This window comes from Streptomyces sp. A0642, from assembly GCF_004795105.1.
GTDB lineage: Bacteria > Actinomycetota > Actinomycetes > Streptomycetales > Streptomycetaceae > Streptomyces.
Genome location: NZ_SSBL01000002.1, coordinates 340,636 through 354,964, shown reverse-complemented (window position 1 = coordinate 354,964; position 14,329 = coordinate 340,636). Strand labels below are relative to the sequence as shown.

Genomic DNA, 14,329 nt, shown 5'->3' with positions numbered 1-14,329 from the left:
AAGTAGATCGGCGGGGAGGCCGGGCGGCAGGCCCGGCCGGCCCACCGGCCCGGCTCAGGGGCGGTTCCGGGATTCCGGGCCGCCCCGTCTGCGTTCCGGGCCGTTCCCGGGTCGCTCCCGGACCTCTCACGGGCCGGCCCCGGGTCGGCCGGTCGGCGTTCCGGGCCGTTCCCGGGTCGCTCCCGGACCTCTCGCGGCCCGGTCCCGGGGCTGCTCAGGGGTGCCGGCGGAGGACTCCCGGCGGTGTTCGCGGGATGACTGCGTGGGCTGTCGGCGGTACGTGAGACCCTAGAGGTTGATCTGACCGCCGACGAAAGCCTGCATGTGACCGCCACGGACCGCTCCATCGAGCTCATCAACGCCGCCGCTCAGGCGGCCGCCGACCGGCTCGCGCACGACATCATTGCGTACGACGTCAGCGACGTGCTGTCGATCACGGACGCCTTCCTGCTGGCCTCGGCCCCCAACGACCGCCAGGTCAAGTCGATCGTCGACGAGATCGAGGAGCAGCTTCAGAAGAAGCTCGGCGCCAAGCCGGTCCGCCGTGAAGGCGACCGCGACGCCCGCTGGATCCTCCTCGACTACGTCGACATCGTCATCCACGTCCAGCACAGCGAGGAGCGCGTCTTCTACGCGCTGGAACGGCTGTGGAAGGACTGCCCCGAGCTGCCCCTTCCCGAGGACGCCGTCAAGACCCGCGGCAAGGCCGAGGAGCACGCACAGCTCACCGGTGGCACGGAAGGTGATCAGAGCTGAACGGCAGCGCGAGCGGCAGGGGCCGCAGGATCGTCCTCTGGCGCCATGGCCAGACGGCGTGGAACCTGGAGCGCAGGTTCCAGGGTTCCACGGACATCGAGCTGACCGAGGAGGGCGTCGGGCAGGCCCGGCGGGCCGCCCGGCTGCTCGCCTCGCTGAAGCCGGACGCGATCGTCGCCTCCGATCTGCGGCGGGCCGCGGCCACGGCGGCCGAGCTCGTCGCGATCACCGGACTCGGCGTCGCGCACGACCCGGGACTGCGTGAGACCTATGCGGGCGCCTGGCAGGGTCTCACCCACGAGGAGATCGTGGGTCTGTACGGCGACCAGTACGCGGCGTGGAAGCGCGGCGAGCCCGTGCGGCGCGGCGGCGGCGAGCTGGAGACCGAGGTCGCCGACCGGGCGGCCCCCGTCGTGCTCGCGCACGCCGACAAGCTGCCCGACAACGGCACGCTGGTCGTCGTCAGCCACGGTGGCACCATCCGGACCACCATCGGCCGGCTGCTGGGCCTGGAAGCGCACCACTGGGAAGGGCTCGGCGGACTCTCCAACTGCTGCTGGTCGGTGCTGGGCGAGGGCGCCCGCGGCTGGCGTCTGCTGGAGCACAACGCCGGCACACTGCCCGAACCGGTGCTCGGCGACGACACCTGACCGGGTGTCGGAGCGGCGCCCGCAGGGCGCCTTCGGGCAGCTTCGGCCGGATTTCACTTTCCGGCTGGTCACAGGCTAAAGTTCTTCTTGTTCGCAGCGCGGAAACGCAGGGAAACACAGCGAACAGCGGGGCTATAGCTCAGTTGGTAGAGCGCCTGCATGGCATGCAGGAGGTCAGGAGTTCAATTCTCCTTAGCTCCACAATCAGGATCCCGTCCCCTCCAGGGGGCGGGATCCTTGCTCGTTCCCGGGCCCGCCGACTTCCGTCGGGCTGACCCCCTTGCGGGCGCATGGCAGAATCGGACCGCCGAGGGGAGACGGACCGAACGGGGAGGAGTGCGCGATGCCTGCGAGCCGCCACGAGATCCCGGACCCGTCCCGGGATCCTGTCCCGCTCCGTCTCCCGATGACCCGAACGCCCGGTGGCCGCACCGGGTCCCTCCCGCTGTGTACGGCCCGCGGCCGCACCCGGAGCTGATCGATGGGTGCACACAGGCGGAAATGCGACTGGTGCGGCAGCGGTACGCCCATCGTCAGGGACATGGACCCGGTCAACGCGGACTACCAGTACTGGTGCGAGGAATGCGCCCGGGCCCTGGTCATAAAGGGCGACCCCATCGAGACCTACCGGGAGCTCGAGGGGGAGCCGATCTACGGACGGCTGCTGGAGGAGCACTGCACGCTGAAGCGGTTCTACTCCTTCGCCACCGCCTGAACGGCCCCGGCGATCCGCCGGAGAGGGGCCGATCGGAAAGGATTTGGTGGAGGGCCCGGGGACCGGTAATGTTCTCGATGTCGCCGCGGGAGACCGGGGCAGCGCAACGCGGGGCTATAGCTCAGTTGGTAGAGCGCCTGCATGGCATGCAGGAGGTCAGGAGTTCAATTCTCCTTAGCTCCACAGTGAAGAACGAGTGGCGGGTCATCCGGATCGGATGACCCGCCACTCGTATGTGCGGGGTCAACTCCGGCCGCTGCCCAGTGCCTTCCGGCCGGTGCCCGGAGGCAGCGCGGGCCGGTCGGGGGCTTGCTGCTCGATCCGCAGGGCCAGAGCGGGGCACCGGCGTACGGCACGTTGCGCGCGCCCCCGCAGATGCATCGGAACGGCGGCGTCCGCGAGCGCCGGATATCCGTCGGGGCCGAGCCTGATCAGCTCCGGGACGATGTCCGCGCACAGCCCGTGGCCCCGGCAGAGCGTCCAGTCCACGGCCAGCTTCTCGCCGCTCGGAATGGACTCCTCCACGTCCTGGTAACCAGGTGCGGGAAGCGGGAGGACACCGAACGTCTCACGGCCGCAGCCGCCGTCCAGCAGGTGCGCGGCCAGGTCGTCGGTGAACGTGGAAAGCGTGGAGGACAGAAAGCGCGCCGAACCGTCCGGGTGCTTGCAGGCGCCCCGGCCCTTGACCGCCAGCGTCACCTCGCGCAGCGCCTCCAGCGCGGCGGGCCCGCCCCCGTTCAGTACGTCGGAGAGCCCGCCCGCGGCGGCCGGCAGGCCGAGCTTGCACGGGCCGCACTGGCCGGCGGTCTCGGCGGCCAGCCAGTTCGCCACGCGCAGGGACTCCCCGAGCGGACAGGTCTCCGGCCCGATCGGCAGGATCGCGCCCGCTCCCAGCGCCCCGCCCGCGGCGGCCAGCGACTGCCGGGAGACGACGGCGTCGTGCGTCGCATGCGCACTGATCCAGTTGCCGTGATAGCCGCCCGTCAGCACGCCCTGGGGCAGCGGGGGTGCACCGGCCAGCTGGAGCACGTACCGCAGCGGCACACCCGTGGGCACCTCGATGACCATCGGGCGCGAGACCGCGCCGGAGAGGGTGAGGAGGACGGTGCCGGGCTCGTCTGGCAGTCCGGTGTTGCCGTAGCGGCGGGCGCCCGTGCGGGCTGCCACGGCCAGCTGGGCGTACGTCTCCGCGTTCGACAGCAGGGTCGGGGCGCCGCCGACCCCCGATTCGGCCGCCCGCTCGCGGCGCCCCGGGGGCAGGGCGGGCCCGCCCGACGCGGCCCGGATGACGGCCGAGGCCTCACCGGAGACCATCCGCTCCGGCGTCCGCACCACCCGGGCCCGCAACGGCTGCCCGCGCCGGTCGGACAGGCCCCGCTCGGCCAGGGCGGAGCGCACCGAGATCTCCGTGGAGTTACGGGTGACGGCGACGATCAGCGTGCGGGCTCCGAGTGCCTCGGCGGCCAGCAGCGCGCCGTCCAGGATGAGGTGCGGTGCGCGGTTCAGCAGAACCGTGTCCTTGCGGCAGGCCGGCTCGCCCTCGCTGCCGTTGATCACGACGACCGGCCGCACACCCCGCCGGATCGACGCCTTCGCGACGGCCCGCAGCTTCCTCCCGAAGGGGAATCCGGCGCCGCCGCGGCCGTTCAGCGAGATGGCCTCGGCGAGCTCCGCCAGCCGTTCGCCGGTCATCGGCTCCAGCGGGCCGTGCACCTTCAGGTGCATGCCGAGATCCAGCCGCTCCACCAGGTCGAAACCGCTGGTCAGTTGGGGCAGGCCGACGACGCGGACTTCGGGGACGTCGGGGAGGGGGATGTTCACGGTCGGTCTCCTGCGGGTGCGGTCCAGGGCTCTCCGGCCGGGGGCGGGTAGAACGGCCCCGGAAGCGGTGCGGTGTCGCCGACGGCGGGCAGCGGGGCGGTCACCGCGCCGGTGGCGGGCTCGTGGACGGTGTACGGGGGAGGGACGGGCCCGGCCGGTGCGGGCGGGGCGGGTGACGGCGCCGGCCAGCGCCCGGAACTCCGGCGGCGGCCGGTGGCCCGGGCGGCGGGCGAGACCGCGCGGTACCCCGCGGCGATCCCCGGCCCGGGGCCCGTCAGACCGCCGGACGCGCCCGGGAACGGGTCCGCGAGGCGGTCGGCGCTGCGGGGCGGGGCCTCGTACAACGGCGGGGCGGGGGCCGGGAGCGTGGTCCGGGAGTGCGCGAAGGACGAGGGGAGCGGGGTGCCGCGTCCCTGAGGGCCGGGCCCCGCCCCGTACGCCGCGGGCAGTTCCGTGGTGTCCGCGCCGGGCAGCGGGGCCTCGCGGCGTACGGGCTCCGGCCCGGCGGGCACGGCGTCCGGCTTGATCAGGGCGGTGATCAGTCCGGTGATCCGCCGCTTCACGGGCGGCGGCAGCATGCGCAGGCCCAGCACGGCCGCCACGGCGACCAGGCTCAGGCCGTACATCACGACGACCCACCCGGCGGGCGGCCGGCCCGCGTAGAGGCCGTGCACCAGCGCGGCGCACCACGCGGGGTAGGACAGTGCGTGCAGCGCACGCCAGCGCCCGGCGACCCTGCCGGGGGAGGCGAAGGCGCTGCGCAGCGCGCCCGTCGCGGCGGCCACGACCATCAGCAGCCCGGCCAGCGCGCCGAAGCCGATCAGCCCCGCCGTACCGCCGACCCCGAGGCCGAAGGGTATGAGGGCGCCGAGCAGCTCCACATGCCCCAGCGAGACCTTCACCGTGACATGGAGCAGCAGGAAGCCCAGCGAGGCGGCCGCGGCCGTGCGGTGGACCGCCTGGCCGATCAGCCGCTGACGCGAGGAGAGGAACAGCCGGTCGGTCGCCAGCAGGCCCCAGCCCACCGCGGCGGTGAGCGAGACGAGCGAGAGAACGCCCGTGGTGAAGTCGAGCGTGGCGCGCACGCCGTCACTGGCCGCGACGGCGAGCAACGGCAGGAGAACCAGCACAGCGACGGTCAGTCCGCCCTGTATCCGACGGCTCGGCCCCTGGAGAGGGCCGGCCGATGAGCGGGTCTTGCGATGAGGGTGCAGAGGGTTCATGGGGGGCGACTCCGAATGGCTCGGCAAAGCGGTCCCGTTGCGGCATGCTAGGTCGCCCCATACCGGCCGGTACGAGGTTTGGATGGTTGCCCCGATAGAGGGCATTACGCGGAGTAACCCCCCCTTCCCGGACGCTCTGCCCCACGGTTCGCCGCCCGCCGTGTCCACGGATCGGCGGCACCCGGAGGGGGACCGGGCCTGTGCGGTACCCTGACGCCATGCGTGCCGTACGCCTTCTGCTTAGCGAGCCGCGCTGATCAGTCCCGACCGGTGAGAATGCCTGGTCGGCATCGGCGCGGCGTCCCCTCCTGTGCGAGGGGATTTTTCGTTTCCGTAGACGCGTGTCCGTAGACGTGGGCGCCCGGCAGATGACGATCGATGGAGCTTTGAGGATCATGAGCGAGACGAATTCCGCAGCCGACGTTGCTGCGCCGCACCGCTACACGGCAGCGATGGCCGCCGACATCGAGGCACGCTGGCAGGACTTCTGGGACGCCGAGGGAACGTACGAGGCGCCGAACCCGACCGGTGACCTGGCGGGCGACCCCGAGCTGGCCGCCAAGCCGAAGAAGTTCATCATGGACATGTTCCCGTACCCCTCGGGTGCGGGGCTGCACGTGGGCCACCCGCTGGGCTACATCGCCACCGACGTCTTCGCCCGTCACCAGCGGATGACCGGGCACAACGTGCTGCACACCCTGGGCTTCGACGCCTTCGGCCTGCCCGCGGAGCAGTACGCCGTCCAGACCGGCACGCATCCGCGGATCTCCACCGAGGCCAACATCGAGAACATGACGGCGCAGCTGCGCCGGCTGGGCCTGGGCCACGACAAGCGCCGCTCGTTCGCCACGATCGAGTCCGAGTACTACAAGTGGACCCAGTGGATCTTCCTGCAGATCTTCAACTCCTGGTACGACACCGAGGCGGACCGCGCCCGGCCCATCGCCGAGCTGGTCGCCCAGTTCGAGAGCGGCGAGCGCCCCGTCCCGGACGGCCGTGACTGGAGTGCCCTGAGCGCCGCCGAGCGTGCCGACGTCCTGGGCGACTACCGGCTGGCCTACGCCTCCGACGCGCCCGTCAACTGGTCGCCGGGGCTGGGCACCGTCCTGGCCAACGAGGAGGTCACGGCCGACGGCCGCTCCGAGCGCGGCAACTTCCCCGTCTTCAAGGCCAAGCTGCGCCAGTGGAACATGCGCATCACCGCCTACGCCGACCGGCTGCTGAACGACCTGGACGGGCTGGACTGGCCCGAGGCGATCAAGCTGCAGCAGCGCAACTGGATCGGCCGATCCGAGGGCGCGCGCGTCGACTTCCCCGTCGACGGCGCCGGCAGCATCACCGTCTTCACCACCCGTCAGGACACCCTGTTCGGCGCCACCTACATGGTGCTGGCGCCGGAGCACGAGCTGGTCGAGGCGATCACCCCCGCCGCCTGGCCCGAGGGCACCCACCCGGTCTGGACCGGCGGACACGCGACCCCGGCCGAGGCCGTCACCGCGTACCGCAAGCAGGCCGCCGCCAAGTCCGACGTGGAGCGCCAGGCCGAGGCCAAGGACAAGACGGGCGTCTTCACCGGCGCGTACGCGACCAACCCGGTCAGCGGCGAGCAGGTTCCCGTCTTCATCGCCGACTACGTCCTGATGGGCTACGGCACCGGCGCGATCATGGCCGTGCCGGCGCACGACGCGCGCGACTTCGCCTTCGCGCGCGCCTTCGAGCTGCCGATGCGCTGTGTCGTCGAGCCGTCCGACGACCGCGGCACGGACCCCTCGACGTGGGAGGACGCCTTCTCCTCGTACGAAGCGAAGCTGGTCAACTCCGCGAATGACGAGATCTCGCTGGACGGCCTGGGCGTCGTCGACGCGAAGGCGCGGATCACCGACTGGCTGAAGGAGCACGGCGTCGGCGAGGGCACCGTCAACTTCCGGCTGCGCGACTGGCTGTTCAGCCGCCAGCGCTACTGGGGCGAGCCCTTCCCGATCGTGTACGACGAGGAGGGCATCGCCCACCCGCTGCCCGAGTCGATGCTGCCGCTGGAACTGCCGGAGGTCGACGACTACTCGCCGCGCACCTTCGACCCGGACGACGCCGACACCCAGCCCGAGACCCCGCTGTCGCGCAACGCCGACTGGGTCAACGTCACGCTGGACCTGGGCGACGGCAACGGCCCGAAGAAGTACCGCCGCGAGACCAACACCATGCCCAACTGGGCGGGTTCCTGCTGGTACGAGCTGCGCTACCTGGACCCCAACAACAGCGAGAAGCTGGTCGACCCCGCGATCGAGCAGTACTGGATGGGGCCGCGCGAGGGGCAGCCGACCGGCGGCGTCGACCTGTACGTGGGCGGCGCCGAGCACGCCGTGCTGCACCTGCTGTACGCGCGCTTCTGGTCCAAGGTGCTGCACGACCTGGGTCACGTCTCCTCCGCCGAGCCGTTCCACAAGCTGTACAACCAGGGCATGATCCAGGCGTTCGTCTACCGGGACAGCCGCGGCATCGCCGTCCCGGCGGCCGAGGTCGAGGAGCGCGACGGGGCGTACTACTACGAGGGCGAGAAGGTCTCCCGCGTCCTGGGCAAGATGGGCAAGTCCCTGAAGAACGCCGTGACGCCCGACGAGATCTGCGGCGAGTACGGCGCGGACACGCTGCGTCTGTACGAGATGGCCATGGGCCCCCTGGACGTCTCGCGCCCCTGGGACACGCGCGCGGTCGTCGGCCAGTACCGGCTGCTGCAGCGCCTGTGGCGCAACATCGTCGACGAGGACAGCGGCGAGGTCACCGTCGTCGACACCGAGCCCGCCGAGGACACCCTGCGCGCGCTGCACAAGGCGATCGACGGTGTCGGCGGCGACATGGCCGGGATGCGCTTCAACACGGCCATCGCCAAGGTCACCGAGCTGAACAACCACCTGACCAAGGCCGGCGGCCCGCTGCCGCGCTCCGTCGCCGAGGCCCTGGTGCTGCTGGTGGCGCCGCTGGCGCCGCACATCGCCGAGGAGCTGTGGCGCCGGCTGGGCCACACCGAGTCGGTCGTGCACCAGGACTTCCCGGTCGCCGACCCGGCGTACGTGGTGGACGAGACCGTGACCTGTGTCGTCCAGGTCAAGGGCAAGGTCAGGGCCCGTCTGGAGATCTCCCCCTCGATCACGGACGCGGAGCTGGAGGCCCTGGCCCTGGCGGACCCCGCCGTGGTCGCGGCGCTGGACGGCGCGGGCATCCGCAAGGTGATCGTGCGGGCGCCGAAGCTGGTGAACATCGTCCCGGCGTAGCCGTCCGGTGTGATCCCGGGGCGGGAGGCTGGTCGCTTCCCGTCGTTCCGCCGGTGTGAGGGCTTTCCCTTACGGGCAGGTTGGGGGTTCCGATGGAACCCTCCGCCTGCCCGTTCCGTTTACGGTGGAGGGGGCGCGTGAAACCGTGCCGTCAGCCGTCACACCATCCGAGGGGCGCTCATGGAAGCCGTGATCCTGATCCTGGTGCTGCTCGTCGTCGCGTTCATGGCCCTGGGCGTCTACGCGACCGTCAAGGCCGTCGGCGCGGCCAAGCGCGGCGTGGACCGCACGATCACCCAGGCCCGCCGCACGGTGGAGGACACCACGCTGCGGGCCAGGAGCTTCGGGCAGGTGGGCGTCGCCGGAGAGCTGGCGCAGCTGCGCCTCTCCCTGCGCACCTCGATGCGGGCCACGCAGGAGGCGCTGCGGTCGGGTGCGGTCGAGGACGCCTCGCTCGCCGAGTCGCTGGGCCTGTTCGAGCGCCTCGGGGTCCATGGCCGCGAGCTGGACGAGGACCTGAAGCGGCTGGAGCGGGAGCCGGACCGGACGACGGTCGCCTCGCTGCTGCCCGGCCTGAAGGAGCGCACCGAGCGGATCACGCGTGCCGCGGACTCCCTGCGGTGGGCGGCCCGGGACCGGGCCACGCAGTTCGCCGACGATGACCTGGCATCGCTGAACGCGCAGATCGACGTGGAGGCCGGGGCGCTGCGGCACTGGACGACGGAGGATCCGGCACCGGAGCAGCGGGCCGGCCGCACCCAGGACCGGCCTACGGCGAACCGGCCGGCTGAGGGTCCGGCGGCGGGTGGCGCGGAGTCCCCGCAGGCCCTCACGGCACCGGACCCGCGGCTGGGGACGGAATATCCGTGGCAGAAGTCGGCGCGGCCGGAAACCACGAACTGAACCGCCGGTGACGGGGATGCGGGTCCCACGCCCGGCCGGTGTCCGGCCGGAGAAGCGGGGAGAGGCCGGGCCGGGGCCGCGCGTGAACGGGGATGGCGGGATGCGGCCCGAAGCGACCGGAACTGATCATTCGGCCGGGGTCGGACTGCCGTGCGCCGTCCCCGGCAGGTAACCTCCCGCTCATGTCCCGCCATGTCGCGATCGTCACCGATTCAACGGCCTACCTGCCGCCTCAGGCGATGGAACGGCATGGCATCACCGCAGTGCCGCTGACCGTCGTCCTCGGCGACCAGGCGCTGGAGGAGGGCACCGAGATCTCGGCCCGCTCACTCGCCCTGGCCCTGCAGAAGCGCCGTTCGGTGACGACGTCCCGGCCCAGCCCCGAGGTGTTCGCCGCCGCCTACCGCGCGGCCGCCGACGCGGGTGCGACCGCCATCGTCTCCCTGCACCTGTCGGCGGAGTTCTCCGGCACCTACGACGCCGCCCTCCTCGCGGCCAAGGACGCCCCGGTGCCGGTGCGCGTCGTGGACACCGGGATGGTCGCCATGGCCCTCGGGTTCTGCGCCCTCGCCGCGGCGGAGACGGCCGGGGCGGGCGGCAGCCAGGACGAGGCGGTGGCCGCCGCCGAGAAGCGGGCGGCGGGCACGTCGGCCTACTTCTACGTGGACACCCTGGACTATCTGCGCCGCGGCGGCCGGATCGGCGCCGCGCAGGCCCTGCTCGGTTCGGCCCTTGCCGTGAAACCGATCCTCCAGCTCGACGGCGGCCGGATCGAGCTGCTGGAGAAGGTGCGGACGGCCTCGAAGGCCATCGCCCGGCTGGAGGAGATCGTCGCCGAGCGGGCGGGCAGCGGACAGGTGGACATCGCGGTCCACCACCTCGCGGCTGCGGAACGGGCCGAGCGGCTGGCGGAGCGGCTGCGCGACCGGGTCCCCGGCCTCGTCGACCTGCATGTCAGCGAGGTGGGCGCGGTGATCGGCGCGCACACCGGCCCCGGGCTGCTGGGAGCGGTGGTCTCTCCTCGCTGACGTCACTCTCCGGAGTGGTGGAGTTATCCACAACTCACCGGTTTTCCACCGGAATGGGAGGGGCTCAGCGGGATGCGACGGACATGCCTAGCGTCATGTGGCATGGCTTCCCGATCACATCGTGCAACCCCTCCCGCCACCGTCGGCGGAGGTTTCGGCCGCGGCGGACGCGACGACGTCATGGGCGGGTCCGGCTCGGGACCCGGGAGCGGGCCGGGACGTGTTCCCGCCTCGGACGGTCGTGTGCGGGGCGGGACCGGCACCGGGCCGGGCCGGCGACGGCGGGAGAGAGGGCGCACCGCCGCGTCCGCGGCCGCTGCCTCGCGCAGTCGCGCGGACGCGCTGATGGCGGGTGGTTTCGGGGGGCGGGTCGCGCGGCCGGTGGTGGGCGTGGTCTCCCCTTCCCCGGCGGCGGTGGCGGCTTCGGCAGGGGAGCCCGGCACACCCGGGCCCCCGGCCGGCCCCCGGGCGGCGATGCCTGCGGCAGCGGTCGCGGCACCGTCCCGGCCCGGGCCGGCCGAGGCCGAAGCGCCGGCCGCATCGGCGGGGCTCTCCTCTGCGGCACCAGGTCCGGACGCCGAGGGGCGGCGGCGGGGGCCCGTCCTTCCCGCGCTGTGGGAGCGGCTTCCCCTGTGGTTCCAGCTCAGGTGCGGGCTGGAGCCGAGGGCCCTGGCCGCGCTCAGTGTCGTCCTCGTCGCGGCAGCGGTGTTCGCCGCGATGCACCTCTGGACCGCGCGCCCCGCGTCCGTACCCGCTCCGGACCGTGTGGGAGAGGCCGTCCACGCGCCCCTCGCGGAGACGGACGCGGGCGACGGGGATGCGGCCGGGGACACGGTGGCCGGAGCCCGTGCGCCGGAGCCCTCGCCCGGAACGCCACCCGTGGCCGGGCCCGGCGGGCAGGTGGTGGTGGACGTGAGCGGAAAGGTGAGGAAACCGGGGATCCACCGACTGCCGGCCGGAGCCAGGGTCGCCGACGCGTTGCGCGTGGCGGGCGGGGCCCGGCCGGGCGTGGACCTCGACGGCCTCAACCGGGCCCGAGTCCTCGTCGACGGGGAACAGATCGTCGTGGGCGCCCCGCCCGGCCCGACTGCCGCAGGCGCCACGGGAGGCGGGGCCGGCCGGACCGCCGCCCCCGCAGGGCCGGTGAGCCTCAGCACCGCGACGGTGGAACAGCTCGACACCCTGCCGGGCGTCGGCCCCGTGCTCGCCCAGCACATCATCGACTACCGCACCCAGCAGGGAGGATTCCGGTCCGTCGACGAGCTCCGTGAGGTCAACGGGATCGGTGACCGCCGGTTCGCCGATCTGCGGCCACTGGTGCGGCCGTGAGCACCCAGGCCGTCCACGCCGCGTCAGGAAGCCGGCTCGGGGCCTCGGACCCGAGGCAGGAGGGCCCGGTCGATCTGCGGCTGGTTCCACCGGCCTTGGCGGCCTGGGCCGGCGCCGCGTCGGCCCTGGACGTGCCGGGGCGTGGGACGGCTGCGGGCGTGGTGCTCTGCCTCGCGGCAGCCGCGGTCCTCCTGGTGCTGCCGCGCTTTCCGCCCCTGCGCGCGGCGCTCGCGGTGGGTGCGGCGGGGGACGGGAGGGATGGCGGCGGGCTCGCGGTGGGTGCGGCGGGGGACGGGAGGGATGGCGGCGGGCTCGCGGTGGGTGCGGCGGGAGGCGGGAGTGGAGGCGGGCGGTGGCGGTTGCGGACCACCGCTGCCGCGGCGGCGCTGCTCTGCGCGGCGGCGGGGGCGGGGGCCGCCGGCCTGCACAGGGCCGATGCACGGCAGGGGCCCGTACCCGGGCTGGCCGGGCAGTTCGCGCGCATCCACGCGGAGATCACCCTGACCTCCGATGTCCGCCGCACGACTCCCCGGGTGCGCGGCGACCACAGCACTCCCGTCTCCCTGCTCCTGGACGCCGAGATCGTCCGGCTGGCGAGGCCGGGCGGCGCGGCCGTACGGCTGCGTACGCCGGTGCTGGTCATCGTCACGCCCGGCGGCGCGGCCGCGCAGTGGCAGCGACTGCTTCCGTCCACGCGGTTGCGCGTCAGCGGCCGGCTGGCCCCGCCGTCGCACAGCGGGGAGCGGGCCGTCGCCGTGCTGCGTGCCGAGGGAAGGGGCGGCCGGCCCCGCGTCATCGGTCCGCCCACCCGACTCCAGCGCACGGCCGGCGGACTACGCGCAGGTCTGCGCACGGCCACGGAAGACCTCGCTCCCGATGCGCGGGCGCTGCTGCCCGGACTGGTCGTCGGAGACACCACCCGCGTCACGCCCGAACTGCACGAGGCGTTCCGGGCGACCGACCTCACCCATCTCATGGCGGTATCGGGTGCCAACCTGGCGATCCTGCTCGTCCTGCTCATCGGACCGCCCGGCAGCGCCCTGCGCGTCGAACGCCGCGGACTGGCGCCCGCATGGGGGGTTTCGCTGCGGGGAACCGCTCTGCTCGGCGGCGGCCTCACGCTCGCCTTCGTGCTCGTCTGCCGGCCGGAGCCGAGCGTCCTGCGGGCCGCGGCCTGCGGTCTGATCACCCTGTTGGCGATCGGCACCGGACGGCGCAGAACCCTGATTCCGGCGCTGGCCGCCGCCGTCCTCCTCCTGGTGCTCTACGACCCGTGGCTGGCGCGCAGTTACGGCTTCCTCCTGTCGGTGCTGGCCACCGGGGCCCTCCTGGTCCTGGCCCCGCGGTGGAGCGACGCGCTGCAACGGCGGCGGGTGCCCCCGAGGCTCGCGGAGGCGCTGGCGGCGGCGGCCGCGGCTCAGGCGGTCTGCTCACCCGTCGTGGTGCTGCTCGCCTCGCGGGTGAGCCTGGTGGGCATCCCGTGCAACCTGCTGGCCGAATTCGCGGTGGCGCCCGCCACGGTGCTCGGGTTCGCCGCACTGGCTCTGGCGCCGGTGGCCATGCCGTTGGCCGAACTGCTCGCCCGGGTGGCGGGGTGGCCGGCGGGGTGGATCGCCTCCGTGGCCCGCGCCGGGGCCGCGCTCCCCGGGGCTGAGACCGACTGGCCCGACGGCAGGCCGGGGGCGCTGTTGCTGGCCGCGCTGACGGTGCTGCTGGTGCTGTCCGCACGGCGGTTCGGACGCCGCCCGTGGATCTGCGCGGCTGCCGCACTGCTGCTGGTCCTCGCGGTGCTCCGGCCGGTGCCGCTGACCCGGGTGCTGACCGGATGGCCGCCACCGGGCTGGGCGTTCGCGATGTGCGACGTCGGCCAGGGGGACGCCCTGGTGCTCGCGGCCGGGCCCGGCGCGGGGGTCCTCGTCGACGCCGGCCCCGACCCCCGGCTCGCCGACCGGTGCCTGCGCGATCTGGGCGTCACGCGCGTTCCGCTGCTGCTCCTCACCCACTTCCACGCCGACCACGTGCGGGGCCTGGCCGGTGTGCTGCGGGGCAGAGCCGTGGGCGCCATCCAGACGACGAGCCTGGACGAACCCCCGGAACAGGCCGCGTTCGTCAGGAGAACGGCCGCGGCGGCCGACATCCCCGTGCTGCGCACCGTCCCCGGTGAGCGCCGCCGGATCGGCACGCTCGCCTGGCAGGTGCTGTGGCCCCCGGGCGGTGCGGCCGGCGCGACGGGCCCCGCCGCCGGTCCCGTACCGGACGAGCCGAACGACGCGAGCGTCACTCTGCTCGTGCGCTCAGGCGGGCTCACGCTGCTGCTCCTCGGCGACCTCGAACCCCCGGCGCAACAAGGGTTGTTGCGCAGCCATCCGTCGCTGCCGCGGGTGGACGTCCTCAAGGTCGCCCACCACGGTTCCGCGCATCAGGACGCGGCTCTGGTGCGCCGTGCGCGGCCGAGGTTCGCGCTGGTGAGCGTCGGGCGGGACAACCCGTACGGACATCCCGCCGCGCGGACGGTCGAGGCGCTCAGGTCCGGGGGAGCGGTGGTGCTCCGTACGGACAGGGACGGCGCGATCGCGGTGACGGGTGCCGGGGCGGGACTGCGGGCCATGGGCCGGTCATGAGGGGCGTTCACGCC

At 73.5% G+C, this 14,329-nt stretch carries 10 protein-coding genes and 2 tRNA genes; 10 read left to right on the top strand and 2 right to left on the bottom strand.

The annotated features are described in order from the left end of the window. Positions 1 to 324: 324 nt before the first annotated feature. The 5 genes from rsfS to E6R60_RS05160 all read left to right on the top strand — a co-directional run bounded on the left by rsfS (position 325) and on the right by E6R60_RS05160 (position 2,304). On the top strand, positions 325 to 756 hold the full coding sequence (gene rsfS, locus E6R60_RS05180) for a ribosome silencing factor (protein ID WP_136325202.1): 432 nt from the start codon (positions 325 to 327) through the stop codon (positions 754 to 756). Further along, on the top strand, positions 753 to 1,406 hold the full coding sequence (locus E6R60_RS05175) for a histidine phosphatase family protein (protein WP_136325201.1): 654 nt from the start codon (positions 753 to 755) through the stop codon (positions 1,404 to 1,406). The genes rsfS and E6R60_RS05175 overlap by 4 nt, the downstream gene beginning before the upstream one ends. Positions 1,407 to 1,534: 128 nt before the next feature. Continuing rightward, a tRNA-Ala gene (locus tag E6R60_RS05170) sits at positions 1,535 to 1,607 on the top strand. Between the two features lie 280 nt (positions 1,608 to 1,887). After that, positions 1,888 to 2,121 (top strand): hypothetical protein, encoded by a 234-nt coding sequence (locus E6R60_RS05165; protein ID WP_111331746.1) that lies wholly within the window; start codon positions 1,888 to 1,890, stop codon positions 2,119 to 2,121. Positions 2,122 to 2,231: 110 nt separating this feature from the next. Continuing rightward, positions 2,232 to 2,304, top strand: a tRNA-Ala gene (locus E6R60_RS05160). 60 nt (positions 2,305 to 2,364) lie between these two features. Here E6R60_RS05160 and E6R60_RS05155 read toward each other — a convergent pair. Both E6R60_RS05155 and E6R60_RS05150 read right to left on the bottom strand, forming a co-directional pair. Beyond that, positions 2,365 to 3,942, bottom strand: a complete 1,578-nt coding sequence (locus E6R60_RS05155; protein WP_136325200.1) for an NADH-quinone oxidoreductase subunit NuoF family protein — start codon at positions 3,940 to 3,942, stop codon at positions 2,365 to 2,367. Continuing rightward, the gene (locus E6R60_RS05150; RefSeq protein ID WP_136325199.1) at positions 3,939 to 5,165 is read right to left on the bottom strand and encodes a hypothetical protein; all 1,227 of its coding nucleotides are present in this window, start codon (positions 5,163 to 5,165) and stop codon (positions 3,939 to 3,941) included. Before E6R60_RS05150 ends, E6R60_RS05155 begins: the two co-directional genes overlap by 4 nt. A 395-nt stretch (positions 5,166 to 5,560) precedes the next feature. Between E6R60_RS05150 and leuS the strand changes: the two genes are divergently transcribed. The 5 genes from leuS (at position 5,561) to E6R60_RS05125 (ending at position 14,315) form a co-directional block, all read left to right on the top strand. Then, a complete protein-coding gene (leuS, locus tag E6R60_RS05145) occupies positions 5,561 to 8,434 on the top strand; it encodes a leucine--tRNA ligase (RefSeq protein ID WP_136325198.1) in 2,874 nt (957 codons plus the stop codon). A gap of 180 nt (positions 8,435 to 8,614) precedes the next feature. Then, entirely contained in the window at positions 8,615 to 9,337 is a 723-nt protein-coding gene (locus tag E6R60_RS05140; protein ID WP_136325197.1) for a hypothetical protein, read from the top strand. A gap of 182 nt (positions 9,338 to 9,519) precedes the next feature. Continuing rightward, entirely contained in the window at positions 9,520 to 10,365 is an 846-nt protein-coding gene (locus tag E6R60_RS05135; RefSeq protein ID WP_136325196.1) for a DegV family protein, read from the top strand. 474 nt (positions 10,366 to 10,839) lie between these two features. Then, a complete protein-coding gene (locus E6R60_RS36545; protein ID WP_346766059.1) occupies positions 10,840 to 11,694 on the top strand; it encodes a ComEA family DNA-binding protein in 855 nt (284 codons plus the stop codon). Then, positions 11,691 to 14,315, top strand: a complete 2,625-nt coding sequence (locus tag E6R60_RS05125) for a ComEC/Rec2 family competence protein (RefSeq protein ID WP_136325195.1) — start codon at positions 11,691 to 11,693, stop codon at positions 14,313 to 14,315. Before E6R60_RS36545 ends, E6R60_RS05125 begins: the two co-directional genes overlap by 4 nt. Positions 14,316 to 14,329 lie beyond the last annotated feature (14 nt).